At 71.6% G+C, this 25,011-nt stretch carries 19 protein-coding genes; 9 read left to right on the top strand and 10 right to left on the bottom strand.

What is annotated here, in order from left to right; genetic code table 11:
• The first annotated feature begins 102 nt into the window (after positions 1-102).
• Both OG462_RS29805 and OG462_RS29800 read left to right on the top strand, forming a co-directional pair.
• On the top strand, positions 103-711 hold the full coding sequence (locus tag OG462_RS29805) for a helix-turn-helix domain-containing protein (protein ID WP_406066776.1): 609 nt from the start codon (positions 103-105) through the stop codon (positions 709-711).
• A gap of 61 nt (positions 712-772) precedes the next feature.
• Positions 773-1,513: a tyrosine-protein phosphatase gene (locus OG462_RS29800; RefSeq protein WP_406062284.1), complete on the top strand. Its 741-nt coding sequence runs from the start codon at positions 773-775 to the stop codon at positions 1,511-1,513.
• Between the two features lie 75 nt (positions 1,514-1,588).
• Here the strand turns inward: OG462_RS29800 and OG462_RS29795 are convergent, their stop codons facing one another.
• Both OG462_RS29795 and OG462_RS29790 read right to left on the bottom strand, forming a co-directional pair.
• Positions 1,589-2,743, bottom strand: coding sequence for a helix-turn-helix domain-containing protein (locus tag OG462_RS29795; protein WP_406062282.1), 1,155 nt, complete (start codon positions 2,741-2,743; stop codon positions 1,589-1,591).
• A 257-nt stretch (positions 2,744-3,000) separates the two neighbouring features.
• The gene (locus OG462_RS29790; protein ID WP_406062280.1) at positions 3,001-4,026 is read right to left on the bottom strand and encodes an ATP-dependent 6-phosphofructokinase; all 1,026 of its coding nucleotides are present in this window, start codon (positions 4,024-4,026) and stop codon (positions 3,001-3,003) included.
• A gap of 336 nt (positions 4,027-4,362) precedes the next feature.
• Between OG462_RS29790 and pta the strand changes: the two genes are divergently transcribed.
• The 5 genes from pta to OG462_RS29765 all read left to right on the top strand — a co-directional run bounded on the left by pta (position 4,363) and on the right by OG462_RS29765 (position 13,829).
• Entirely contained in the window at positions 4,363-6,456 is a 2,094-nt protein-coding gene (pta, locus tag OG462_RS29785) for a phosphate acetyltransferase (protein WP_406062278.1), read from the top strand.
• The gene (locus tag OG462_RS29780; protein WP_406062276.1) at positions 6,453-7,739 is read left to right on the top strand and encodes an acetate kinase; all 1,287 of its coding nucleotides are present in this window, start codon (positions 6,453-6,455) and stop codon (positions 7,737-7,739) included. The genes pta and OG462_RS29780 overlap by 4 nt, the downstream gene beginning before the upstream one ends.
• A 74-nt stretch (positions 7,740-7,813) precedes the next feature.
• Entirely contained in the window at positions 7,814-9,244 is a 1,431-nt protein-coding gene (gene pyk / locus OG462_RS29775) for a pyruvate kinase (RefSeq protein ID WP_406062274.1), read from the top strand.
• A gap of 309 nt (positions 9,245-9,553) precedes the next feature.
• A complete protein-coding gene (locus OG462_RS29770) occupies positions 9,554-13,348 on the top strand; it encodes a hypothetical protein (RefSeq protein ID WP_406062272.1) in 3,795 nt (1,264 codons plus the stop codon).
• Positions 13,335-13,829 carry a hypothetical protein gene (locus OG462_RS29765; protein WP_406062270.1) on the top strand — a complete coding sequence of 165 codons (495 nt, stop codon included), beginning with the start codon at positions 13,335-13,337 and terminating at the stop codon, positions 13,827-13,829. The genes OG462_RS29770 and OG462_RS29765 overlap by 14 nt, the downstream gene beginning before the upstream one ends.
• A gap of 87 nt (positions 13,830-13,916) precedes the next feature.
• On the opposite strand, the gene OG462_RS29760 is transcribed toward OG462_RS29765, so the two are convergent.
• The 4 genes from OG462_RS29760 to OG462_RS29745 all read right to left on the bottom strand — a co-directional run bounded on the left by OG462_RS29760 (position 13,917) and on the right by OG462_RS29745 (position 18,112).
• Positions 13,917-15,215 (bottom strand): hypothetical protein, encoded by a 1,299-nt coding sequence (locus tag OG462_RS29760; RefSeq protein ID WP_406062268.1) that lies wholly within the window; start codon positions 15,213-15,215, stop codon positions 13,917-13,919.
• Complete coding sequence (locus OG462_RS29755; protein WP_406062266.1) at positions 15,205-15,765, bottom strand: DUF6114 domain-containing protein; 561 nt, start codon at positions 15,763-15,765, stop codon at positions 15,205-15,207. Before OG462_RS29755 ends, OG462_RS29760 begins: the two co-directional genes overlap by 11 nt.
• Positions 15,766-15,874: 109 nt before the next feature.
• Entirely contained in the window at positions 15,875-16,543 is a 669-nt protein-coding gene (locus OG462_RS29750; protein ID WP_406062264.1) for a DUF6230 family protein, read from the bottom strand.
• 591 nt (positions 16,544-17,134) lie between these two features.
• Positions 17,135-18,112, bottom strand: a complete 978-nt coding sequence (locus OG462_RS29745) for a tetratricopeptide repeat protein (RefSeq protein WP_406062262.1) — start codon at positions 18,110-18,112, stop codon at positions 17,135-17,137.
• A gap of 298 nt (positions 18,113-18,410) precedes the next feature.
• Between OG462_RS29745 and OG462_RS29740 the strand changes: the two genes are divergently transcribed.
• The gene (locus OG462_RS29740) at positions 18,411-19,046 is read left to right on the top strand and encodes a TetR/AcrR family transcriptional regulator (protein WP_406062260.1); all 636 of its coding nucleotides are present in this window, start codon (positions 18,411-18,413) and stop codon (positions 19,044-19,046) included.
• A 62-nt stretch (positions 19,047-19,108) separates the two neighbouring features.
• On the opposite strand, the gene OG462_RS29735 is transcribed toward OG462_RS29740, so the two are convergent.
• The 3 genes from OG462_RS29735 to OG462_RS29725 form a co-directional block, all read right to left on the bottom strand.
• Complete coding sequence (locus OG462_RS29735; RefSeq protein WP_406062258.1) at positions 19,109-20,809, bottom strand: methylmalonyl-CoA mutase; 1,701 nt, start codon at positions 20,807-20,809, stop codon at positions 19,109-19,111.
• Between the two features lie 71 nt (positions 20,810-20,880).
• A complete protein-coding gene (locus OG462_RS29730; RefSeq protein WP_389036696.1) occupies positions 20,881-21,213 on the bottom strand; it encodes a DUF3817 domain-containing protein in 333 nt (110 codons plus the stop codon).
• Positions 21,214-21,278: 65 nt separating this feature from the next.
• Positions 21,279-21,788, bottom strand: a complete 510-nt coding sequence (locus tag OG462_RS29725; RefSeq protein ID WP_406062256.1) for a MarR family winged helix-turn-helix transcriptional regulator — start codon at positions 21,786-21,788, stop codon at positions 21,279-21,281.
• 237 nt (positions 21,789-22,025) lie between these two features.
• On the opposite strand from OG462_RS29725, the gene OG462_RS29720 reads away from it, so the two are divergent.
• Complete coding sequence (locus OG462_RS29720) at positions 22,026-23,039, top strand: glycoside hydrolase family 6 protein (RefSeq protein ID WP_406066774.1); 1,014 nt, start codon at positions 22,026-22,028, stop codon at positions 23,037-23,039.
• 9 nt (positions 23,040-23,048) lie between these two features.
• Here OG462_RS29720 and OG462_RS29715 read toward each other — a convergent pair whose 3' ends face one another.
• The gene (locus OG462_RS29715) at positions 23,049-25,010 is read right to left on the bottom strand and encodes a galactose oxidase-like domain-containing protein (protein WP_406062254.1); all 1,962 of its coding nucleotides are present in this window, start codon (positions 25,008-25,010) and stop codon (positions 23,049-23,051) included.
• Position 25,011: the final 1 nt, after the last annotated feature.

The following is a 25,011-nucleotide window of genomic DNA, read 5'->3' as shown; positions in this document are numbered from 1 at the left end:
CCGTAGCCAGCCGTCACCCTCCGCACCTACGGTGGCCGGGTGCACCAACCCTCACCACCCTTCAACGCCCTGGCCGCCCGGCGCCTGCGCGAGGCCCTCGGCATGACCCCCGGTCATGTCGCGTACGGCCTGCGCGCGCAGTACGGCCTCTTCGTCAACCCCGACACCGTCGTCGCCTGGGAACGCGGCCGGGCCGCCCCCGGCGAGCAGGAGCTCACCGCCCTCGCGGGCGTCCTGTGGTGCGCCCCCGCCGAACTGATCGCCGCCGCCTCCACGCTGCGCGAGCACCGGATGGCGCGCGGGCTCGCCGCGGAGGAGCTGGCCCGGCGGGTCGGCGTCGCGGCCCACGCGTACCAGCGGATGGAGGACGAGGGCCGCTGGCGCGGCACCGAACGCCAGACGGCCACCCTCGCGGAGGTCCTCGGCCTCGGCCCGCGCGCCCTGATCACCGCGACCGGCGGCGACGAGCGCCTCGCCGAGCTGCTGCGGGACGCCGCCACCACCCGCTGGCAGGCCTACGTGAAACCGGCCGTGAAGATGCTGCCGCTGCCCAAGCAGGCCCTGGAGTTCGCCCTGCAGCGGCTGCACACGGACTACCACGCCCGGATGGCGGCGACCAGCAGCTGGGGCGCATCGGGCGCCACCGGCGACGAGGGGCGTGCGTACCTCGACGACATCACCGGGCACTTCTGGGCCGCCGTCGGCTCCTAGGAGGCCCCGGCCGGTTCCGGGACTCCCGGAACTCGCTTCCCCGGGCCCGTACATTGGCGTGGTGAGACGACACATACCCTTCGAACGACTTCACAACTTCCGTGACCTGGGCGGCTATCGGACCGCCGACGGCGGGACCGTGCGGTGGGAGACCCTCTACCGCTCCGACTCCCTCGCCAAGCTCACGGACGCCGCCCCCGCCGATCTGCAGCGCTTCCGCGCGCTGAACGTGGCCACGGTGATCGACCTGCGCTACCCGTGGGAGATCGCCGCCAAGGGCCGCCTCCCGGAGACCGAGGACGTCTCCTGGCACAACCTCTCGATCGAGCACCGCCCCTACGACCAGGCGGAGATCGACCCGGACCTCGACCCCTGGCGCTACCTCGCCGACCGGTTCGCCGAGGTGGCCGAGGACGGCGCGGTGGAACTCCGTACGGCCCTGGAGGTCATCGCCTCCGCCGACGGCCCGCTCGTCTTCCACTGCGCGTCCGGGAAGGACCGTACGGGGCTGCTCGCCGCCGTCGTCCTCGCCCTCCTCGGCGTCCCGGACGACGAGATCCTCGCGGACTTCGCACTCACCGAGCTGGCCACGGAGCGGCTGATCGCCGACTGGCGGGCTTCGCACCCGGGCCGCGAACTGCGCTGGCCGGGCTACGGCCGGGCACCCGCCGACATCATCCGGCTGTTCCTCGCGGACCTGCGCGCACGGTACGGCTCCGTGGACGCGTACGTCACCGGCCACGTCGGGCTCGACCCGTCGGTGGTGAAGACGCTCAGGGCCCGGCTGGTGGAGACCCCTTAGAGGCCGAGGCGGGCCGAGCTGAGCCCGGCCCCCGCCCCCGGCCCCCGGGGCCTTGTCCTGAGTCCCGGTCCCCGGTCAGTCCCGCCGCTCGAAGGAGAACAGCTGGCCCGCCGCGTCCGGCGCGCAGGCCGCCTGGGTGAGCCGCGCCCCGGCGGCCCCGCGGTCGCCGACGACGGTGACGCAGGTGCCCCGGGTCGCGGAGCCGACCGGGACGATCCGGTAGCCCCGGACGGGGCCTTCGGGCGTGCCGTACGGCTCCAGGGCGAAGGCCTCGACCCGGCTGGGGTCCCCGCACTCGGAGTCCTCGTACGCGGAGTCGGGTATCCGGCCACCGGAAGGAATGCCGGAGCAGCCGGGGCCGAACTCGGGGTGGTCGGAGACGATCCTCCACCGGCCGGAGCCCACCGCCGCGAGGGAGTAGAGCGGGTAGCCCGACTCGGCGCACGGCAGCTGATGGACCTGCCCGGTCCGGGTCCCGCGCCGCTCGCCGAGACAGAAGTCGGTGCCGATCACCCGGATGCGTACGTCCCCGGCGGCGGGGGCGACAGCGGTGGGGGCGGGGGCGGTACGGGGTGACTGACCGGCGGGGCCGGTGCGGCCGTCGCGGAGGAAGGCGACGACGCTGACCCCGGCGAGGACGAGCCCGGCCACCGCGATCGTGGCGACGAGTGCACGCCGTATACGGGACGGGGTCCCGGGTCGCGGCGCGGCCGGGCCCCGGGCCGGCGGTGCGGCGGTGGGCCAGGAGGGCGGCGGGCCGGTCGCCTCTGCCGTATCGGGTGTGTCAGCGGGCCCGGGTGTCTCCGAGCGATCGGCCGCCGGCCCGGCGGCCGGCGCTTCCACCCCTTCCCCCGCTTCTCTCTCTGCCGCCTCGGCCACGGCATCCGCCTCGGCCGGCTCGGTCGCGTCATCCGTCCCGTCCGGCTCGGCCGCCGCGTCCACCCCCCGTCCCGCCAGCTCCGTCCGTACCGTCCGCCACTCCGCCAGCTCGCCCGGCGTCGCCCCGCACGCACGGACGAAGGCGACCAGCAGTTCCTCGCGGGGCAGGGTGGCGCGGGCCAGCATGTTCGCCACGGTGGACCGGGGCAGGACGTCCCCGCGTACCTCCGCCCGGGCCGAGAGCTCGCGGTAGGTCAGGCCCGACCAGTCCTTGAGGGCCTGGAGGCGTGCGAGGAACTCGGCGGGGGTGTGTGCCTCCCGCGGGTCAGGGGTGTGCCGCCCCGGTGTCATCCGCGCCTCTTCCCTTCCGCCGGACAGGGTTGGGACATGTCCGGGACAGGCCCCAAGCCTTGTTGATCTCGCGCTCCGGCTCAAGAGTGGAACCCGGCATTTCCGGGGGTGATGCCGGGCACGGCGGAGTGGCCCCGACCGTCCACGGGGGGACGGTCGGGGCCACTCGGGTGTGCCCGGGTCCCGGCGGGAATCCGGGACAGGTCGGGACGGAGGTCCCGACGGCGGGGCCGGAAGGGCCGGCCCCGTCGGAGGCGCTAGAAGACGGACTCGGCCTCGCGGATGCGGTCCTCGGGGACCGTCTTGAGCCGGGTCACGGCCTCGGCGAGCGGCACCATCTCGACGCCCGTGCCGCGCAGCGCCGTCATCCTGCCGAAGTCGCCGCGGTGCGCCGCCTCCACCGCGTGCCAGCCGAAGCGGGTCGCGAGCACCCGGTCGTACGCGGTCGGCGTGCCGCCGCGCTGGACGTGGCCGAGGATGACCGGGCGGGCCTCCTTGCCGAGGCGCCGCTCCAGCTCGACGGCGAGCTGGTTGCCGATGCCCTGGAAGCGCTCGTGACCGAACTGGTCGATCTCGCCCTTCTTGTACTCCATCGAGCCCTCGGCCGGATGCGCGCCCTCGGCCACGCAGATGACGGCGAACTTCTTGCCGCGGGCGAAGCGCTCCTCGACCATCTTCACCAGGTCGTCGACCTGGAAGGGCCGCTCGGGGAGACAGATGCCGTGCGCGCCGCCGGCCATGCCGGACTCCAGGGCGATCCAGCCGGCGTGGCGGCCCATCACCTCGACGACCATCACCCGCTGGTGGGACTCGGCGGTGGTCTTGAGGCGGTCCATGGCCTCGGTGGCGACGCCGACGGCGGTGTCGAAGCCGAAGGTGCGGTCCGTGGAGGAGATGTCGTTGTCGATCGTCTTCGGGACGCCGACGACGGGCATGCCGGCGTCGGAGAGCATCCGGGCGGCGGTCAGGGTGCCTTCGCCACCGATGGGGATGAGGACGTCGATGCCGTACTCGCGGGCCAGGTCGGGGGCGGACGCGGCGGCCTCGGCCAGCCGGTTCCGCTCCAGGCGTGCGGAGCCGAGGATGGTGCCGCCGCGGGCCAGGATGCCGCTGACGGCATTCAGGTCGAGGGGGCGGTAGTGGCCGTCGAGGAGGCCCTTGAACCCGTCCTCGAAGCCGATGACTTCGTCGTCGTGGCCGGTCAGCGCCCGGTGCACGACCGACCGGATCACTGCGTTCAGGCCGGGGCAGTCGCCGCCTGCGGTGAGAACTCCGATGCGCATCGTGCTGTGTCTCCTGCTCGGTCGCGTTCCTTTGTGAGCCATAGCGATTCTCACACGCCCGGCCTGGGGGGCGCGCTCGCGACCGTTCCGCGCGTCCCTCCCCCGGCGCCCCGGAAGGCCTTTCGTCCCGGGCTTCCGGGCCCTTCGTCCGGCGGGCGACCTAACCATCGGCGAGGGTATTGTCAAGGGGGTAATGCCGCCCTACCGGGGCTTTCTGAGCACAGTCGGTTGACGCCCGCGTCGGTCGGCGAACGGACCGCGAGCGTGCCGCGAGGGCACCGCTCGCCCCGGCTCCGCGAGTCCCGTTTTCCGCAGGACTGGACAGGAGACCACGGCGTGACGCGCAGCGTGTACGTGACCGGGATCGACCGCGGTGACGGCCGCCAGGTCGTCGAGCTGGGAGTCATGGAGCTCCTCACCCGCCAGGTGGACCGGGTGGGGGTGTTCCGGCCGCTGGTGCACGACGGTCCCGACCGGCTCTTCGACCTGCTGCGCACCCGCTACCGGCTCTCGCAGGACGCCTCGACGGTCTACGGCATGGACTACCACGAGGCCGCCGCGCTCCAGGCCGAACGCGGCACCGACGAGCTGGTGTCGCAGCTGGTCGACCGCTTCCACGCGGTCGCCCGCGACTACGAGGTCGTCCTCGTCCTCGGCACCGACTTCGCCGCCACCCAGCTCCCCGACGAACTGGCGCTCAACGCGCGGCTCGCCAACGAGTTCGGCGCCTCCGTCATCCCGGTCGTCGGCGGCAAGGGCCAGTCGGCGGAGTCCGTACGGTCCGAGGCGCGCAACGCCTTCCGGGCGTACGACGGACTCGGCTGCGACGTGCTCGCGATGATCGTCAACCGGGTGGCGGGCGAGGACCGGGCGGTCATAGCCGAGCGGCTCACCGCCCGACTGCCCGTGCCCTGCTACGTCCTGCCGGACGAGCCGGCGCTCGCCGCGCCCACGGTCGCCCAGATCCAGCACGCGCTCGGCGCCTCCGTGGTCCTCGGCGACGACGCGGGCCTCGCGCGCGACGCGCTCGACTTCGTCTTCGGCGGCGCCATGCTGCCGAACTTCCTCAACGCGCTGACCCCCGGCTGTCTGGTCGTCACCCCCGGGGACCGGGCCGACCTGGTCGTCGGCGCGCTCGCCGCACACTCGGCCGGAACCCCGCCGATCGCCGGTGTGCTGCTCACCCTGAACGAGCGGCCCAGCGACGAGATCCTGACCCTGGCGGCCCGCCTCGCGCCCGGCACGCCGGTCATCTCCGTACCCGGCAACAGCTTCCCGACCGCCACCGAACTCTTCGCCCTCGAAGGCAAGCTGAACGCGGCCACGCCGCGCAAGGCGGAGACCGCCCTCGGCCTGTTCGAGCGGCACGTGGACACGGCCGACCTGCTCAAGCGGGTCTCGGTGGCCCGCAGCGGCCGGGTCACCCCGATGATGTTCGAGCACGAGCTCATCGAGCAGGCGCGCACCGACCGGCGCCGGGTGGTGCTCCCGGAGGGCACGGAGGAGCGGGTGCTGCGCGCCGCCGACGTGCTGCTGCGCCGTGACGTGTGCGACCTGACGCTGCTCGGCGACGTCGAGATCATCCGCAGGAAGGCCGCCGACCTGGGCATCGCGCTCGCCGAGACCCAGCTCATCGACCCGGCGACCTCGGAACTGCGGGACTCCTTCGCCGAGAAGTACGCGGCGCTCCGCGCCCACAAGGGCGTCACCGTGGAGCTGGCGTACGACGTCGTCTCGGACGTCAACTACTTCGGCACGCTGATGGTCCAGGAGGGCCTGGCCGACGGCATGGTCTCCGGCTCCGTGCACTCCACGGCCGCGACGATCCGCCCCGCCTTCGAGATCATCAAGACCAAGCCGGACGCCTCGATCGTCTCCTCGGTCTTCTTCATGTGCCTGGCCGACAAGGTCCTCGTGTACGGCGACTGCGCGGTCAACCCGGACCCGAACGCCGAACAGCTCGCGGACATCGCGGTCCAGTCGGCGGCCACCGCGGCCCGCTTCGGCGTCGAACCGCGGATAGCGATGCTCTCGTACTCCACCGGCACCTCGGGCTCCGGCGCCGACGTCGACAAGGTGCGGGAGGCGACCAAGCTGGTCCGCGAGGCGCACCCGGAGCTGCGGATCGAGGGACCCATCCAGTACGACGCCGCCGTCGAGCCCTCGGTCGCGGCGACGAAGCTGCCGGGCTCGGAGGTCGCGGGGCAGGCGACCGTGCTGATCTTCCCGGACCTCAACACCGGCAACAACACCTACAAGGCCGTGCAGCGTTCGGCCGGCGCCGTGGCCGTCGGCCCGGTGCTCCAGGGTCTGCGCAAGCCCGTGAACGACCTCTCGCGCGGCGCGCTCGTCAGCGACATCGTCAACACGGTCGCCATCACGGCGATCCAGTCCCAGGTCCCCGCCCAGGGTCAGGAGTTCCCCGCATGACCGCCCCCACCCCCGCCTCCGCCCCTGTCTCCTCCGCCCCGTCCGCCCCGTCCGCCCCGTCCCGGATCCTGGTCCTCAACTCCGGCTCGTCGTCGGTGAAGTACCAGCTGCTCGACATGCGCGACGACAGCCGTCTCGCCCAGGGGCTCGTGGAGCGCATCGGCGAGGAGACCTCGCGGCTCGTACACACCCCGCTGCAGGGCGGCGGCGGCGAGAAGCGCGAGAAGAACGGCCCGATCGCCGACCACGCGGCCGCGCTGAAGGCGGTCGCCGAGGAGCTGGCGGCGGACGGACTCGGGCTCGACTCCCCCGAGCTGGCGGCGATCGGTCACCGGGTGGTACACGGCGGGCTGCGGTTCACCGAGCCGACGGTGATCGACGACGAGGTGCTCGCGGAGATCGAGCGGCTCGTGCCGGTGGCGCCGCTGCACAACCCGGCGAACCTGACGGGCATCCGTACGGCGACGGCGCTCCGCCCCGACCTGCCGCAGGTCGCGGTCTTCGACACCGCGTTCCACACGACGATGCCGGAGTCGGCGGCGCGGTACGCGATCGACGTGGAGACGGCCGACGCGTACCGGATCCGGCGGTACGGCTTCCACGGCACCTCGCACGCGTACGTGTCGCGGGAGACCGCGAGGCTGCTCGGCAAGGAGCCGGAGGAGGTGAACGTGATCGTGCTGCACCTGGGCAACGGCGCGTCCGCCTCGGCGGTGCGGGGCGGCCGGTGCGTGGACACCTCCATGGGCCTGACGCCCCTGGAGGGCCTGGTCATGGGTACGCGCTCGGGCGACGTCGACCCGGCGGTCACCTTCCATCTCAAGCGGGTGGCGGGCATGTCGGCCGACGAGATCGACGTGCTGCTGAACAAGAAGTCCGGCCTGGTGGGGCTCTGCGGCGACAACGACATGCGGGAGATCCGCCGCCGGATCGACGAGGGCGACGCGCGTGCAGCGCTCGCCTTCGACATCTACATCCACCGTCTGAAGAAGTACATCGGCGCGTACTACGCGGTGCTCGGCCGGGTGGACGCGGTGGCGTTCACGGCGGGGGTCGGGGAGAACGCGGCCCCGGTGCGGGAGGCTGCGATCGCGGGCCTGGAGGAGCTGGGTCTCGCGGTGGACGCGGACCTCAACGCGGTGCGTTCGGACGAGGCACGGCTGATCTCGCCGAACTACGCGCGGGTGGCGGTCGCCGTGGTGCCGACGGACGAGGAGCTGGAGATCGCCCGCCAGACCTTCGCTCTGGTGCGCGAGGAGACGCTCGGAGGAGTGAACGCCTGAGCGCCCCCGCGCCCATTTGTACTTTCCACCAGACGGAATATTCCGCAGTGAAACAAACCGATAGGATCCGCCTCATGCGCCGTTCCAAAATCGTCTGCACGCTGGGCCCCGCCGTCGACTCGTATGAGCAGCTGAAGGCTCTCATCGAGGCCGGCATGAACGTGGCCCGATTCAACTTCAGCCACGGATCCCAGGCGGAGCACCAGGAGCGGTACGACCGCGTCCGGCAGGTCTCCGCGGACACCGGGCGCGCCGTCGGCGTGCTCGCCGACCTCCAGGGCCCCAAGATCCGTCTCGAGACCTTCGCCGAGGGCCCGGTCGAGCTGGTGCGCGGTGACGAGTTCACCATCACCACCGAGGACGTCCCCGGTGACAAGTCCATCTGCGGCACCACCTACAAGGGCCTGCCCGGCGATGTCTCCAAGGGCGACCAGGTCCTGATCAACGACGGCAACGTCGAACTGCGGGTCGTCGAGGTCGAGGGCCCCCGGGTCAAGACGATCGTCGTCGAGGGCGGTGTCATCTCCGACCACAAGGGCATCAACCTGCCCGGCGCGGCGGTCAACGTCCCCGCCCTGTCGGAGAAGGACGTCGACGACCTCCGCTTCGCGCTCCGCATGGGCTGCGACATGGTCGCCCTCTCCTTCGTCCGCGACGCCAACGACGTCAAGGACGTCCACAAGGTGATGGACGAGGAGGGCCGCCGGGTCCCCGTCATCGCCAAGGTGGAGAAGCCGCAGGCCGTCGAGAACATGGAGGCCGTCGTCGCGGCCTTCGACGCGGTCATGGTGGCCCGTGGCGACCTCGCCGTCGAGTACCCGCTCGAGAAGGTCCCGATGGTGCAGAAGCGCCTCGTCGAGATGTGCCGCCGCAACGCCAAGCCGGTCATCGTCGCCACCCAGATGATGGAGTCGATGATCACCAACTCCCGTCCGACCCGCGCCGAGGCGAGCGACGTCGCCAACGCGATCCTGGACGGCGCGGACGCGGTCATGCTGTCGGCCGAGTCCTCGGTCGGCGCGTACCCGATCGAGACCGTGAAGACGATGTCGAAGATCGTCGCCGCGGCCGAGGAGGAGCTGCTCTCCAAGGGCCTCCAGCCCCTGGTCCCGGGCAAGAAGCCGCGCACCCAGGGCGGTTCCGTGGCCCGCGCGGCCTGCGAGATCGCCGACTTCCTGGGCGGCAAGGCCCTGATCGCCTTCACCCAGTCCGGCGACACGGCCCGCCGCCTCTCGCGCTACCGCGTCCAGCAGCCGATCCTCGCCTTCACGACGGACGAGAACACCCGCAACCAGCTCACCCTGAGCTGGGGCGTCGAGTCCTTCGTCGTCCCGCACGTGGACAACACGGACGCGATGGTCGACCTGGTGGACGCCGAGCTCCTGAAGCTCCAGCGCTACAACGAGGGCGACACCATGGTCATCACCGCCGGCTCGCCCCCCGGCGTCCCCGGCACGACGAACATGGTCCGCGTCCACCACCTCGGTGGCGGGGAGCGCGACTAAGTCCCCCCCGGACACAAGGATTTACGCGGACGGGCCGCACCTTCGGTGAAAGGTGCGGCCCGTCCGCGTACCGAGAGCAATCTCCCTTTCGCAACCCTGTTCGACATGTCATGATCGTTACGCCTTCGGGGGGAAGGCGGGGGAACCGAGCGCGTGCGACCACGCGCAGCCGAAGGACCGCACTGACCGGCGGCGCCTTCGAGGAACCACACAGCCCGACGACACCCACCCCGGCGCATGCGCGACGGGGTGTTCTTCGTGCTTCCTTCCACCCGGGCAGACCGAGTTGTCGACACGACAGGCTGTGAAGTGCGAAAGACGAAACTGCCGGGCAGACGGCGCTCCCTGCGCGCCGCACCGGCGAGACGATGGACGTCGGGCATCGTCCTCGCGACGGCGGCCGCCCTCCTGGGCGGCCTCGTGACGGCCGCCCCCGCGGCGGCCGAGGAACCGGGGGACAACCCCACCGACCCCTGGCTGCGGACCCTCCGCATCAGCCTCGGCGCGACGGAACGGAAGGACCGGTGCCTCGTCTCCGGCGCCGTCCACTACGGCGGCCCCGAGCTGAAGGCCCTGGCCAACAAGGACCTCTCCGGGCCGCCCGAGACCCTGCGCCAGGCGGCGCTGTACTGGAACTACGAGCCGTCGATCAACGCCCAGAAGAAGGACGTCGACGCGGGCTACGCCTACGCCGACGCCTACCGGGCGCGCCAGGACAAGCTCAACGAGATCAACAAGCCGTACTCGTCCCTGAGTTTCTCGCAGGGACGTGCGCACAACGTGCCGGACTTCGGCGCGGACATCATGACCTTCACGCTCAAGACGCAACGCGACCTGTACTTCAAGTCGTTCGAGGACCGGACGCCGCAGCCGGGCACGGCCGCGGTCGACAAGGCCAAGCAGCTCTTCGACGCCCTCCCCAGCGAGGACTTCTGGGCGTCCCAGTACAAGTTCATGGCGGGCCAGACGCTCGTCGGCTACGGAGCCACTCGGAGCAGCTCGGCCCGTGACATCGCCGACTTCCTGCGCTTCGGCGGGTTCCCGAAGACGGCACCCGTACCGGACTCCCCCGAGTTCCGGAACGAGGTCGAGGCGCTGAAGCTGGCCTGGGCCGGCTGTGACAGCGAGAACCCCATCGACCACTACCGGTCGATGTCCCTGGTGGTCCTCCAGGCCCACACGGAGTGGGAGGCGGAGTACGCGTCCCAGGCCGCGCAGCGCAAGGAGATCGTCGCCGCCGAGGCGGCGGGGGCCAAGGAGCTGCGCACCGCCACCGACACCATGCTGGAGTCGATCCGGCAGGCCTGGCACGCGGACCAGATCCTCTTCTGGCAGAAGTACTGGTCCGACAAGAAGGACTGGAGCAGCTACCCCAAGCCGGCCGAGTTCACCAAGGCGGCCGCCGACCTGAGCACGGCCCGCGCCGCGGCCGCCGCCCAGGTGCCGCTGGCCAACGCCGCCGTCGCCCGGGCCAAGACGGCCGCGGACAAGGCCGCCGCCCAGCAGACCTCCGCCTGGGCCATCGCCGACGCGGCCAAGCTGCCGCGCGGCCGCGGTCTGATGTACGCGCAGCAGTCGGTGCAGGTGGCGAAGGCGTCGTATGCCGCCGCCCAGGCCGCCGCCAAGACCACACTGACCGCGTCCAACGCGGCCAAGGCCACCGCTGCGGACAGCGGCGCGCTCTACTCGCTGAGCCAGACCCAGGCCCATGCCCTCGCCACCGAGTTCCGCAGGGCCGCCGCCCAGGAGGCCGCGGCCCAGGCGAAGGCCGCCATGCAGGCCGCCGAGGCGCAGGCGAAGGAAGCCGCCGCCAACGCGACCAGGGCGAAGAAGGCACAGGCGACCGCGGAGGCCGCCGAGCAGACCGCCAAGGCCGGTGCGGCCGAGGCGAAGCGTCAGCGCGCCATCGCGGAGGCCGAGAAGGCGAACGCGGCCCGGGAGCGGGCCAACGCCACCCGCGAGCGGCAGAAGGCCGCCGCCGCCGAGCAGCGTGCGCAGACCGAGCGCGAGGCCGCAGGTCGGGCCCGTACCTCCGCCGAGGCGTCCGGGGCCACCGCGGCCGAGGAGCGTGAGGCGGCCGAGGCCGCCGAGGGCCGGGCCGCACTCGCGCGCTCGAACGCCGAGGCGGCGGAGCGGAACAAGGACGCGAAGGCCTCGCGCGCCGCGGCGCTCGAAGCCGCCGCCGCGGCCTCCGAGGGCACCACCGACGCCGGCGAGGCACGGCAGGCCGCGACCGCGGCCCGTGCGGCCGCCAACGACGCGACGGACGCGGCCGGCCGGGCCCGTACGGCCGCGAACGAGGCATCCACGGCAGCGGTGAACGCCCGTGCCGCAGCCACCCGTTCGGCAGCGGCGGCCTCGCGTTCCCGCGCGGCGGCCGACAGCGCGTGGTCGGCCTACCTGACCACCCACGCGGCCGCGGCCACCGCGCACGCGGCAGCCGCCGAGGCCATCGACGCCGCGGCGAACGCCAAGGCCAACGCCCGTGCGGCGGAGGCCGAGGCCAAGAAGGCGCACGCCGCTGCCGTCAAGGCCCGCCAGGAAGCGACCGCGGCGAAGGCCGAGGCCGCCGAGACGGCGGCATGGTCCGCCAAGACCGCCGGGTTCGCCTTTGCGGCCGGCCAGGCCGCCGCCGGCGCACGTGATGCGGCCCGTGCCGTGAACGCCGCCGCCGACGAGGCCATCGCGGTGGGCAGCCCGTACCGCGAGACGGACACCTCGGCCGCGTTCGCGGTCCTGGTGGCGCAGACCGCCAAGCCGCTCGCCGAGCAGCAGGCGGCCGCCGCCGAGGCCAAGGCGAAGGAGGCGGCGAAGGCCGCCGCCGACGCCAAGGTGCTCGCGGACAAGGCCGCGGGAGACGCCAAGCTCGCGGCGCAGGCCGCCGCGGCAGCGGCTGCCGACGCGGCGAAGGCCCTGGAGCACGTCGCTGCGGCCCGCGCCTCGGCTGCGGAAGCCGCGAAGGCCGCGGAGGCGGCCAAGAAGGCGGACGCCAGGGCGCAGGAGTACGACGCGCAGGCCGGTGTCGACGCCATGCAGGCCTCGAACGCCGCGAGCGACGCCGAGTCGGAGGCCATGGCCGCCGACAGCGAGGCGACCGCCGCCGAGCGCGACGCCGCCTCCGCCCGTTCCTCGGCGTCCGCCGCCGAGCAGGACGCCGGCAGCGCCCGGAACACCGCCACCAAGGCGGAGGAGGACGCCACCGCCGCCGAGGGCGCCGCCACCCGCGCGGTGGAGGACGCCACGGAGGCGGACAAGGCCGCCGACCGGGCGGAGGCCGTCGAACGCGAGGAGGAGCAGCGGGCTATCGAGGAGCGCGTCGAGGCCGACGGTTCCGACGCCGGTGCCGACCTCACGGTCGACGAGGAGGAGCTGCTGCGTCGCGAGTGCGGCGAGGAGTGCGTCGAGGCCTTCCGCGCGGCGAAGGCGCTGACCGGCCAGGGCATCCTCGACTGGCTCGTCAAGAACGGCGGCGAGATCCTCCTGGAGGAGATCGGCTACCGCGACCTGGAGCGCTGCTTCACCAAGGGCGACATCGAGAGCTGCCTGTGGACGCTGGCGAAGCTCGTGCCGGTCTCCAAGGTGTTCTCCGTCGGCAAGGCGATCGTCCGGGTGGCCAGTGGCATCGGCGGCTTCCTGGAGAAGTCCGTCACCGCCAAGCGGACCCTGGACAAGTTCCGCAAGATCATCGACGACGCCAAGAAGGGCAAGGGCAAGGCCTGCCCGGTCAAGCCCAAGCCGGTGTCCGCGCGCTCCGCGTCGTTCGCCGGCGCGTCAGGGGCGGGCACCGCGTTCGGCGCCGCTCCGACGGGGGCCGGCACGCTCCGCGCCGCCGCGGCCGCGACGAGCCCGCAGTACCCGGGTGTCGGCACGATCGTGACCGAGGGCGGCGTGACCATCCAGATCTACTCCAACGACCACGCCCCGCCGCACGCGCACGTCAAGGGCAAGGGCGCGGAGGTCCGGATCGGCATGAACGGCAAGCCGATCCTGGACGACAAGCCGCCGACCAAGCTCCAGCAGGCTGTCATCAACAACAACATCCGTACCATCAGGGAGAACATCCGAGCCGCCATGGAAAGGTTCAAGGCCAATGGTGGATGCTGACGTCTCCCCGGAACTACGGGAAGCGTTGCGCGGTCTTGAGGACCGGCTCGGCAGGACGGTGACCGACGTGAACGACGGTCACGCCCGCTGGGAGCTGTACCGGGCCGCCCTCGCGTCCGACGCGGCCCGGCCCGGCCTGCTGGCTGCGGTCGTCGCCGAATCGGACGGCGCGCTCGCGTCGGGAGTCGTCGGCGAGGCCCTGGAAAGGGTGCCCCGCGCCGATCGGAACATCTGGGTCGAGGCCCTCTCCCCCGCGGTGCGCGCGTTCAGCGAGCGCCGGGCGCGTGAGTTGGGCCTCCTGGAGGACCTCCGGGCCGGGGCCGCGGCTCCGGCCCCGGACTCCGGGTCGGTCGCCGGCTGGAGCGACTGGCTCCAGCTGCGGATCGCCGCCGAGGTGTCCGACGGGGCGGTCCTCCGGCTCCTGGCCGAGTCGGGCCGCACCAAGCGCATCAGGCGCGCGGCGGCCGAGGCACTCGGCTGACCCACCCGTACGACACGAACGACGGCCTCCTCGCCCTCTCGGGCGGGGAGGCCGTCGCGTGACGCGGCTCCCGGAGACGTGCTCCGGTCAGCTGGCTTCGATCGTGTTGCGGAGGCCCGGAACCCTGAGGGTGCCGCCGAACTGGCCCGCCTGCTTGAGCTTCACGCTGGTGAAGAAGATCTCCGGGAGGTCCAGCGGAGGCGGGGACTCGGCGCTGAAGGTGATCGGGATGAGGCCGATGAGGTTGCCCTTCAGCTCCTCCGTGTACATCGTCACCGTGCCCTCGGTGATGGTCGACTCCTTGCCCTTGGCGGAACGGACGTGGGCCGTGAGGCCCTCGGAGTGCTCCGTCAGCTGGTGCAGGTCCTTGATCTTCACCGTGGTCGCGGTGAACTTCAGCACCTTCTTGATCTTGCCGCCGTAGGTCTTCACCTCGACGATGCCGTGGTACTTCAGACCGCTCAGGGTGAGCTTCGTGCTCTCCAGGCGCCACGGCTCGTCCGGGAGCAGCGGGATGCCGGGCTCCACCTCGGCCGCCGCGAGCGCCGCGTCGTCGCGCTCGGGGCACGGGAAGCGGGGCTTGGCGCCCTCGGGTATGTCCTCGTCCTTCTTGGCGTCGAGGCCCTTGGCGCTCTCCGGCAGCTCCTTGACCTCGACACCGGCGGTGCCGGCCGCCTTCTGGATCGCGGCCTTCGTCTTCTCGGCGGCCGGGTCGGCGGTCGCCTCGGGCGCGGTGGTCGTGGCCGGCTCGTCGGCGGTCGCCGGCTTGTCGGCGGGGGCCGTCGTCGACGTGCTCGGGGCGGGCGCCTGCGTCGTCGGGGCCGCCGTCGTGGGCGTCGCCGTCGGCTTCGGGTCCGGGCCGTCGAACAGGTCCTTGAGCGCGTCACCCACGCCCAGCGGGTCGAGCGGGTTCTTCGACTTCGTCGGCGTGGGTGTGGCCGTCGGTGTCGGCGTCGCGGTCGGCGAGGCGGTGGCCTTCGCCTGCTCCTGCGTCCGCTGCGTGGTCGCCTGCCCGGTCTCCGTCGCGGTCGGCGTCGGTGTCCCGGTGGCGGTGGGGGTCGGGGTGGCGGTCGGCACGGCCGTCGCGGTCGCCGAGGGCGTCGCGGACGGGGTCGGCTTCGCCGTCTCGGCCGGCTTCGTCGTCTCCTCGGTCACCGGCTCGTCCGAGCGGGTCACACAGGGGCCGGGCGCGTAGGGGAAGTCCTTGTCGTCGGCGAGGGCGATCTTGGGCGTGAGCCCCATGCCCACGAACACCGCGGTCGGCATGGCGGCCAGCGCCATCGCCTTGCCCGCGGGGCCCTGGATCCTGTTCAGCAGCGACTTGCGCGGGGCCGCGTGCCGCGGGCCCTCCTTCGCGAGCGCCGACTGAGTCTCGTCACCCCGCACTGTTCCTCCCGCCGTTGGCGTCGATCGTCGTTTCGGTCGCGTGGTGCTCCGCCTCGCGCTGCTCCGGGACGCCGGCGGCCCACAGGGCCTCGGTCTCGGCGGACGTCTCCGGCTCGCGGTCGTACTCGGCGTCGTACTCGGGGTCGACGGCCTCCTCGACCGGTGGCGCGGGCGCCCAGGCCGCGGACATGCCGCCGCCGATGAGGGCGAACAGGAACCCGATGACGAGACCGCCGAAGTTCGACACCGGAATGGAGACCAGCCCCAGCACGATCGTCGCGACACCCGCGAAAACCCGCACGATGGGCTGGTACCACATCGTCAGGCCGAGCGTGATGAGCAGGACGCCGATGATCAGCGCGCCAGATCCGGCGGTCGTCTTCATCGCCATGGTGATGTTGCCGAGCCGCATGTCCCCGTAGGGGAGGTAGGCGATCGGCAGACCACCGAGGATGGTGAACAGTCCCGCCCAGAAGGGCCGGGTCTGCCGCCAGACCTTGAACCGGTTGTCCTTGCGGACTCCGTGGGAGGCAGGGGTCTCGGCGCTCATGGAAACAGCTCCCTGGAAGCGGTGTTGCTGAGAAAGATGTGGAGAAGAGTGGGCCCGGGGCCCGGAGAGCGTGCGGGCCGCCGGAGCGGCCCGCACCTTCAGGAGCTGGTCAGCCCTTGAAGCACTCCTTCTCGGTGCCCCGGTGCAGGGACAGGTTCAGGTCGGGGAGCTTGAAGGTGGCGGCCGTGGTGGCCCACGCCTTCTGCCTGACGTTGGTCAGGACGACGCTCTCGGCGCGCTGGGCGAAGCCATTCGGGTTGGCCTCGGTGTTGGGCTGGATGCCCTGCCCGCCGGGCTTCTTCGGGAGCGAACCGGCCGCGACACCGATGTCGATCTGGTCGAACTCGGCGTCGGCCTCCAGGTAGGAGACGTCGAGGTACAGGTCCTTGCCGATGACCTTGTCGCGGTCATCGCCGGACTTGGCGGCCTCGGTGCCGGCCTCCAGGCGAAGGGTGATGTCGCCGAGACCCGGAACCGGGGTCACGACCGACTGGCACATGTTGGTGATCTTGGCGTTGTCGAAGCCGGAGACCGCGACCGGGGCGCCGAACGGCGTGCCGTCCAGCTTCTTGCCCTTGGCGACACTGCCGTACTGGACGAACTCGGTGCCTTCGAGCTTGTCGGTGGAGACCTTGAACTCCTGGCCGGATATGGCGAAGGACGCGGCGAGCGCGCCCTGGGCCAGTCCGACACCGATCGCGGCCGTCGCGGCCACACTCGGGACCATCACGATGGCGAAACGCTTCCACCGGGTCCCGCCACGAACCTGGGACTTCATGAGAATTCCTCCTTCTCGGACGTACATCTCCGGAAGGGCCCGGGGCCCGTCCTGGGATGGGAGAAGAGCTACGTCCTCGGGAAGGAGAGCGCCGAGGCATCAGGCGGCGCGATGCGCGTCCGAATCACCGGCGATCACCCCCGAGCGACAACCATGGGCCGCGCCTTGGCGCGCGGCCTGCTTTGGACAGGCCCCGTTCGGTGAGAGCGGGAACCCCCCTGTCCACGACCGGTGCCGGAACACCGGTCCGCCCGGTGGGGACCCTCCCCGCGTCCCGGTTGGTTGCCGGGGTGGTGCGGTTCGGACCGAGCGTCGCCGATCGTGGTCCATTCCGGGCCACCGCACAAGGGGGTTCGTTACTGGCTAGTAACGGGTGGATAACCACGCCATGGCGGGGTGGCGCCGAACGGGCACGGAGGGTGCCCTCGTGTGGCGGGGAATATCAGCAGATTGCCGTAAGAATGCGGACAGACTCACAGGTTCGATTTACTGCAAGTAACATCGGCCGCGATTACCAAGTTTTGGTAAAGCGCGGCCGCCTTTTGTCACGCTGCTGCCAAATCGTCGGACGATCGGGCGCGCCCGGCGGGGCTAGAACAGCACCCGGGCCAGGGCCTGCCGGGCCGCCGTGACCCGGGGGTCGTCGGCGCCGATCACCTCGAAGAGCTCCAGGAGCCGCAGCCGCGCCGCGTCCCGGTCCTCGCCCACCGTGCGGCGCACGGTTTCCACGAGGCGCCCGAAGGCATCCTGCACATGGCCGCCCACCAGATCGAGGTCGGCGGCGGCGATCTGCGCGGCGACATCGGCCGGACCGTCGGCGGCGGCCTTGCGGACGGCGGCCGGATCCAGATCCTGCACCCGGGTGAGGAGGTCGGCCTGGGCCAGACCGAGCTTGGCCTCCGGGTGGGCCGGGTCGTCGGCGAGCACGTTCTTGTACGCCTGGACGGCGCCGGCCAGGTCACCCGCGTCGAGCGCGGACATGGCCGCTTCGAGGAGCGCGTCGTACGGGCCCACGGGGTGCGCGGCCTCGGCCGTACCGCTGTCGGGGCCCTCGCCGTTCGCGTCGACGACGATGCCGGTCAGACCGAAGCGCTCCTCGCCGATCTGGATCAGCTGGTCGAGGGTCTCGCGGATCTGGGCCTCGGGCACGGCGCCCTGGAAGAGCGGCAGCGCCTGACCGGCGACCACCGCGAAAACGGCCGGAATTCCCTGGATGCCGAACTGCTGCATCAGCATCTGGTTGGCGTCGACGTCGATCTTCGCGAGCAGGAAGCGGCCGTTGTACTCGACGGCGAGCCGCTCCAGGAGGGGGCCGAGCTGCTTGCAGGGCTCGCACCACTCGGCCCAGAAGTCGAGGACGACCGGGACCTCGGCGGAGCGCTGGAGCACATCGCGCTCAAAGCCCGCCTCGTCGACGTCGATCACCAGGGCGGACGGGGGCACGGCGGCGGGGCCACCCTGCCGCGCGGTTTCGGCGCGCGTCTGCTCCGCCTTCGCCTTGGCCTCTCCGGCCGCCTTCACCGCGGCGAGGTCGACGACGCCGCTCATGGACATGTTTCGGGGCTGCATGCGTACATCCTCCCCCTTCCGCGCGCGTAACCGGTAAGTCATGGCTGAACCGTGCCGTCCACACATCTCCCGCCGGTGTGCGAGACGTGGGGGCGACACGGTTCTTCGTCTTCGGTTCGCACCGGGTCCCCACCCGGCACTTGGTTGTCGCTCAGGCCGCTCAATGCCTTTCGCTACAGGTCGTAGCGTAACTTCCCGGGGGGAGCCTCGGGGAGGGTGCGGGCCCGATCCGTACGGTGAACTGCCTCACACGCCGGCCCTCTGGTGCCGTACCTACCGGCGGGTATGGTCGACCTCCATGTGCAGCCGTACCAACCCCCGCAGCAGCCGTACCGGGCGCCCCCGCTCCACCGAGGCCGACACGGCCATCCTGGAGGCGACCCGCGCGGCCCTGGTCGAGCTGGGCTGGTCCAAGCTCACGATGGGGGACGTCGCCGGCCGGGCCGGGGTTGCGAAGACGACCCTGTACCGCCGCTGGGCCAACAAGAGCGAGCTCGTGGTGGACGCCGTCGCCGTTCTCTTCGATGAACTCACACTGCCCGACCTTGGTTCCCTCCAGGCCGACATCGAGCATGTCGTCCTGCAGTTCGCGGCCCTCCTCGAACGCCCCGAGACCAAGACGGCCCTGATGGCGGTGGTGGCCGAGTCGACCCGTGACGAACCGCTGCGCGAGCGCATACGGGCCTCGATCGTCGACCGGCAGAAGCGGCTGGTCCTGGAGGGCCGCATGCGGGCGCAGCGGCGCGGTGAACTCCCCGCGGACCGGGACCCGGCCGCGGTGGACGCGACCGACGACCTGATCTTCGACGTGATCGCGGGTGCGGTCGTGCACCGCGCCCTGGTGAGCGCGGAACCGGTCGACGAGCCGTGGGTGGCACGCCTTTCGGCCCTCCTGGTGGGCGGCCTGAGCGCGGCGGCGGCCGCCCGCGGCTGAGGACCTCATGCGAGAGGGGCGGTACGGGAGTTCCCGTACCGCCCCTCTCGCCCGGCAGAGGATCAGAAGCCCGGGGGCTCCGTGTAGACGCCCCACTCGTCGCGCAGCGCGTCGCAGATCTCGCCGAGGGTGGCCTCGGCGCGTACGGCCTCCAGCATCGGGGCGATCATGTTCGAGCCGTCCCGGGCGGCGGTGAGCATCGCGTCGATCGAGGCGCGGACCTTGGCGTCGTCACGGCGCTCCTTGCGCTCGCCGAGGACCCTGACCTGCTCCCACTCGACCTCGTGGCTGACCCGCAGGATCTCCAGGTCGCCGGTGACGGAGCCGTGGTGGACGTTGACGCCGACGACCCGCTTGTCGCCCTTCTCCAGGGACCGCTGGTACTGGAAGGCGGACTCGGCGATCTCGCCGGTGAACCAGCCGTCCTCGATGCCGCGCAGGATGCCGGAGGTGATCGGCCCGATGGGGTGCCGGCCGTCCGGGTGGGCGCGGCGGCCGCGCTCCCTGATCTGGTCGAAGATCTTCTCGGCGTCGGCCTCGATGCGGTCGGTGAGCTGCTCGACGTACCAGGAGCCGCCCAGCGGGTCGGCGACGTTGGCGACGCCGGTCTCCTCCATCAGCACCTGCTGGGTGCGGAGCGCGATCTCGGCGGCCTGCTCGCTGGGGAGCGCGAGGGTCTCGTCGAGGGCGTTGGTGTGGAGGGAGTTGGTGCCGCCGAGGACGGCGGAGAGGGCCTCGACCGCGGTGCGGACGACGTTGTTGTACGGCTGCTGGGCGGTGAGGGAGACACCGGCGGTCTGGGTGTGGAAGCGGAGCCACTGGGCCTTGTCGGTCTTGGCGCCGTAGACCTCCTTCATCCAGCGCGCCCAGATCCGGCGGGCGGCGCGGAACTTGGCGATCTCCTCGAAGAAGTCGAGGTGCGCGTCGAAGAAGAAGGAGAGGCCGGGGGCGAAGACGTCCACGTCCAGGCCGCGGCTGAGGCCGAGCTCGACGTAGCCGAAGCCGTCGGCGAGGGTGTACGCGAGCTCCTGCGCGGCCGTCGCCCCGGCCTCGCGGATGTGGTAGCCGGAGACGGAGAGCGGCTTGTACGCGGGGATGCCCTGCGCGCAGTGCTCCATCAGGTCGCCGATGAGACGCAGATGGGGCTCGGGCTCGAAGAGCCACTCCTTCTGCGCGATGTACTCCTTGAAGATGTCGGTCTGGAGCGTGCCGTTGAGCACGGCCGGGTCGACGCCCTGGCGCTCGGCGGCGACCAGGTACATGCAGAAGACGGGCACGGCGGGGCCGGAGATGGTCATCGACGTGGTGACGTCGCCGAGCGGGATGTCCTTGAACAGGACCTCCATGTCGGCGGCGGAGTCGATGGCGACACCGCAGTGGCCGACCTCGCCGAGGGCGCGGGGGTCGTCGGAGTCCCGGCCCATGAGGGTGGGCATGTCGAAGGCGACGGAGAGGCCGCCGCCGCCGGCGGCCAGGATCATCTTGTAGCGCTCGTTGGTCTGCTCCGCGTTGCCGAAGCCGGCGAACTGGCGGATGGTCCAGGTCCGGCCCCGGTAGCCGGTCGCGTGGAGTCCCCGGGTGTAGGGGTACTCGCCGGGCCAGCCGATGCGCTCGAACCCCTCGTACGTGTCGCCGGGCCGGGGCCCGTAGACGGGCTCGACGGCGTCGCCGGAGAGCGTGGTGAAGTCGGCGTCCCGCTTGCGGGCCTTGTCGTAACGGGCCTGCCAGCGACGGCGGCCTTCCTCGATGGCGTCAGCGTCCATGCTTCGAATTTACTAGGACGTCCTAGTAAATGTCGATGGGAAACCCCCGCACATCAGTGCGGGGGTCCGTGTCAGGCCTTGACCGGCTCCGGCCGCGCGCCGCTGATCAGCGGAAGCGTCTCGGCGACGACCTTGCGCTCGACGAAGAACGCGGCGAAGGGGATGGTGCCCGAGAGCAGGACCCAGAGCAGCTTCCCGAACGGCCAGCGGGCCTTGGAGCCCAGGTCGAAGGCGAAGACGAGGTAGATGATGTAGAGGACACCGTGGGCCTGGGAGACCGCGAAGGTCACGTCCTCGCCCATGTCGAACCCGTACTTGAAGACCATGCAGGTGCACAGCACGAGCAGCATGACGGCGGTGATGTACGCCATGACGCGGTAACGGGTCAGCACGCTGGATTTCATGCCGTCGAGCGTAACGGCACGTTCCGGGCGATCTTCGCGCGGGTCGGCCCTCGCGGCGCGAGCGCCTACTTCTCCTCGAAGTCGTCCGCCGCGACCCGCAGCGGACGCAGCATCGCGAAGATCTCGGCGCACTCCTCCGCGTCGTACGCCCCGAGGCCGAACTCCATATCCATCAAGTCGCGGGTGGCGGCCTCGACCACCTCACGGCCCTTGTCGGTGATGGAGGCCAGCGTTCCGCGGCCGTCGTTGGGGTTCGGCCGCTTGTCGACCAGACCGGACTTCACGAGCCGGTCCACCGTGTTCGTCACGGAGGTGGGGTGGACCATCAACCGCTCGCCGATCTTGGACATCGGCAGCTCGCCCGCCTTCGAGAAGGTGAGCAGGACCAGGGCCTCGTACCGCGCGAAGGTCAGCCCGTACGGCTTCACGACGGCGTCGACCTCCGCGAGGAGGATCTGGTGGGCGCGCATGATCGAGGTGATCGCGGCCATCGAGGGGACCGGGCCCCAGCGCTTCTGCCAGAGTTCGTCGGCGCGGGCGATGGGGTCGAAGGGGAGACTGAGCGGCTTCGGCACGCGTCGACCTTACCCATGGGGAACATGACGGTCAGCCCCGTCTCGTCCCTCGGTCGCCCCGCGGTACGGCCACCAGGTGCCGCACGAGCGGACCCCGCCGGCCATCGCGGTGTCGCAGCCCGGGACCGATTGACCGCCATGTCACGATGGCCCGACTTGTCCCAGCCGTCGGCACCCGTCATCGCATCGGTACGGGCCACCGCAGACGTACCCGCCGTACCCGACCCTGGGGGCCGGATGTCCCGCCGCACCGTCACCGCCGTCGCCCTGACCCTCGTCTCCGCACTGCTCCTGACCGGGTGCGGCGAGGACGAGCCCCCGAAGGGCCCCGTCGGCCCGCCGTCCACGCGCGGCGAGGCGGCCCCCACGAGCGGCTCCCCGTTCTGGGTCGACCCGGAGAGCGACGCGGCCAAGCAGGTGCGCCGGTACGAGGCGCAGGGCAGGACCGAGGACGCCCGGATCCTGAAGCGGATCGCGGACCGGCCGGTCGCGGACTGGCCGGCCGGCGACGATCCCGTACCGGAGATCACGCGGGCGGTCCGGGGCGCGGCGGCGGAGAACCGTACGGCCGTCTTCGTCGCGTACAACATCCCGCACCGCGACTGCGGCATGTACTCGGCGGGCGGCTCGCACGACGCGCAGGCCTACCGGAACTGGATCGACTCCTTCGCCACGGCGCTCGGGGAGTCCTCCGCGATCGTCGTCCTGGAGCCGGACGCGGTGCCGCACATCGTGGACGGCTGCACCCCGGGCCAGTACCACGACGAGCGGTTCCGGCTGCTCGCCGAGGCGATCGAGCGGCTCAAGCGGCAGCACCGCACCCGGGTCTATCTGGACGCGGGCAATCCGGCCTGGATCGACGATCCGGGGAAGCTGGTGGAGCCGCTGCGCCGGGCCGGTGTCGCCCGCGCGGACGGCTTCGCGCTCAACGTCTCCAACTTCCAGACGAACGACACGGTGAACGGCTTCGGCGCCACGCTCTCCGGGCTGCTCGGCGGCACCCACTTCACCGTGGACACCAGCCGCAACGGCGACGGCCCCCTCCCGGGCGACCGGGCGGAGGCCTGGTGCAATCCGCCGGGCCGGGCCCTCGGCGTACCGCCGACGGACCGGACCGGGGACGACCTGGTCGACGCGTATCTGTGGATCAAGCGCCCCGGCGACTCGGACGGCCCGTGCCGGGGCGGCCCGGCCGCCGGGACCTGGTGGCCGGAGTACGCCCTGGGCCTGGCCCGGCGCGCCAAGGGTTAGCCGGGTCGGTCACCCCACCTGGATCCACTTCGCCTCGGACGGGATGCCGTTCGCGTCGGTGACGAAGAGCATGTACCAGCCGGGCGGTACGAGGGTCCGGTCCTGCGGTACGTCGACGGTGACCGTCGTCCCGTTCTGGCTGCTCGTCAGGCCGAGCTCCACCGAGCGCTGTTCCACGTCGGTGGTGTGGGTGACGGCGCTGGGCCGCATGAGCCGGGCCTCGGTGATCCGGCCGGCGTCCCTGGTCTTGAAGGTGGCGCGGCCGTTCTGGTCGAGTTCCTGCGGGCCCTCCCCCAGGACGGGCCGGTCGGCGCCGGCCTTGTGGAGGTAGGGCGGGGTGAAGACCTCGACGCGCTGCTCGAAGGTGCCGAGCCTGGTGTTGTCCTTGTCGTCGAAGAGCGGGTCCGAGCCGAAGGTGGCGACCCGGCCGTCGGGCAGCAGCAGCGCCTCGGAGTGGTAGTTGCGGCCGACGGTGGGTTCGGCGGCCTCGGTGAAGGCGTTGCTCCGCGGGTCGTAGAACTGCGCCTTGAGGATGTCGCTGCCGCTGCGGCCCCGATAGTCCTCGGAGCCGCCGGTGGTGAAGACGGTGTCGTCGGGCAGCAGGACGCTGCTGAGGTAGCGGGTGCCCTGCGGGAGCGTCGGCCCGTCGGTGAAGACGGGGCTGTCCTTGGAGAGGTCCACGATGGAGGTGCGGGGGGTGGACCTGGACGACTCGCCGACCCCGCCGCCGCCGAGGACCATGACCTTCTGGTTCTGGGCGGGGGGCAGCATCAGGGAGGCGGAGGTCTCCAGCTGGTCGGGGTCGGTGAGCCCGCCGAGCTTGGTGAAGGAGTTCTTCTCCAGGTCCCACAGGCCCGGTTCGCGGCCCTTCTCGGCGGGGCCGTATCCGGCGTTGGAGCCGGTGTAGAGGAGCCGGCCGCCCTTGGTGAGGAAGAGGGAGGGGTAGGTGGGGAAGTAGCGGAAGGGGCCCTTGGACCACTTCTTGGTCGCGGGGTCGTAGATCTCGTTGTCGCCGGGGACGACGTCGCCGACGTCGTTGAGTCCGGAGACGGCGAGGACCCTGCCGTCGTCGAGGGTGACGAGGGTGGGGTACCAGCGGGCGTCCTTCATGGGGGCTACCGGGATGTACTTCTCGGCCTTCGGGTCGAACTCGTAGGCGCCCTTGATGCCTTGGAAGTCCTGCTTCTCGGTGGTGAGCTTCTGCGCGAGGCCGTAGACGTCGTCGGCGGCATCGCCCTTGAGGCCGACGACCTCGTACTGCGCGGCCTCGGTGGTCAGGGCCTGCACGCCCTCCTTGCGGGCCTCGACGAAGACCCGGGTCTCGGCGGCGGTGACCTTGGTCTTCCACGGTTTCATCTGGCCGCTCTCGAAGTACGAGATCTCGAACTCGCGCTTGGCCTTGGGGACGGTGACGTCGACCTTGGAGACGTACTCGACCCCGGACGGGGAGCGGAAGACGGTGCCCTTCTTGAGGGTGACCGCCTGGTCGGGGCTCTCGTTCTTGACCCGCATGCCGCCGCCGGCCTTCTTGACCTCGCCGTCGAGGACCTCGTAGCGGGCGGTGCCGCCGGCGACGAGCAGCCGGCCGTCGGGGAGCTGGCTGTGGCCGGAGCAGAAGAAGTCCACGGGGGTGGGGATCTTCTTGAAGGTGTTCTCGACCGGGTCCCAGAGGACGGTCTCGAAGGTCCCCGCGTCGAAGTTCTTCTGGCTGTTGCCGGAGCCGGCGATCAGCAGCACCTTGCCGGTGTGCAGCAGGGCCGCGTGGATGGCGTTGATGCGGTACCGGTCGGGGACCGCGACCTCGGCCCAGGAGCCGAACTCCCGCTGGTAGCCGGGCTGGGCGATCTTGTACGCGTGGTACTTCTCCTCGGCGAAGGAGACGGCGGCGGGGGCGTTGAGCGCCGCGAGGACCAGCACCGCTCCGCTGCCGAGCAGAGTCTTCCTGAACTTCTTCGACGGCCGGTGGGCCATG

The sequence above is a fragment of the Streptomyces sp. NBC_01077 genome (assembly GCF_045162855.1).
Lineage (GTDB): Bacteria > Actinomycetota > Actinomycetes > Streptomycetales > Streptomycetaceae > Streptomyces.
The sequence above is the reverse complement of the archived record's forward strand: the minus strand, read 5'-3'. Positions and strand labels throughout refer to the sequence as shown.

Bases quoted from the DNA above. Each gene is read 5' to 3' on its own strand.
- OG462_RS29715 (WP_406062254.1), bottom strand. From the start codon at position 25,010: ATGGCCCACCGGCCGTCGAAGAAGTTCAGGAAGACTCTGCTCGGCAGC.
- OG462_RS29755 (WP_406062266.1), bottom strand. From the start codon at position 15,765: ATGAGCGCCGAGACCCCTGCCTCCCACGGAGTCCGCAAGGACAACCGG.
- OG462_RS29740 (WP_406062260.1), top strand. From the start codon at position 18,411: ATGTGCAGCCGTACCAACCCCCGCAGCAGCCGTACCGGGCGCCCCCGC.
- OG462_RS29805 (WP_406066776.1), top strand. From the start codon at position 103: ATGACCCCCGGTCATGTCGCGTACGGCCTGCGCGCGCAGTACGGCCTC.
- OG462_RS29735 (WP_406062258.1), bottom strand. From the start codon at position 20,809: ATGGACGCTGACGCCATCGAGGAAGGCCGCCGTCGCTGGCAGGCCCGT.
- OG462_RS29730 (WP_389036696.1), bottom strand. From the start codon at position 21,213: ATGAAATCCAGCGTGCTGACCCGTTACCGCGTCATGGCGTACATCACC.
- OG462_RS29750 (WP_406062264.1), bottom strand. From the start codon at position 16,543: ATGAAGTCCCAGGTTCGTGGCGGGACCCGGTGGAAGCGTTTCGCCATC.
- OG462_RS29745 (WP_406062262.1), bottom strand. From the start codon at position 18,112: ATGCAGCCCCGAAACATGTCCATGAGCGGCGTCGTCGACCTCGCCGCG.
- OG462_RS29795 (WP_406062282.1), bottom strand. From the start codon at position 2,743: ATGACACCGGGGCGGCACACCCCTGACCCGCGGGAGGCACACACCCCC.
- OG462_RS29780 (WP_406062276.1), top strand. From the start codon at position 6,453: ATGACCGCCCCCACCCCCGCCTCCGCCCCTGTCTCCTCCGCCCCGTCC.
- OG462_RS29765 (WP_406062270.1), top strand. From the start codon at position 13,335: ATGGTGGATGCTGACGTCTCCCCGGAACTACGGGAAGCGTTGCGCGGT.
- OG462_RS29720 (WP_406066774.1), top strand. From the start codon at position 22,026: ATGTCCCGCCGCACCGTCACCGCCGTCGCCCTGACCCTCGTCTCCGCA.
- pyk (WP_406062274.1), top strand. From the start codon at position 7,814: ATGCGCCGTTCCAAAATCGTCTGCACGCTGGGCCCCGCCGTCGACTCG.
- OG462_RS29790 (WP_406062280.1), bottom strand. From the start codon at position 4,026: ATGCGCATCGGAGTTCTCACCGCAGGCGGCGACTGCCCCGGCCTGAAC.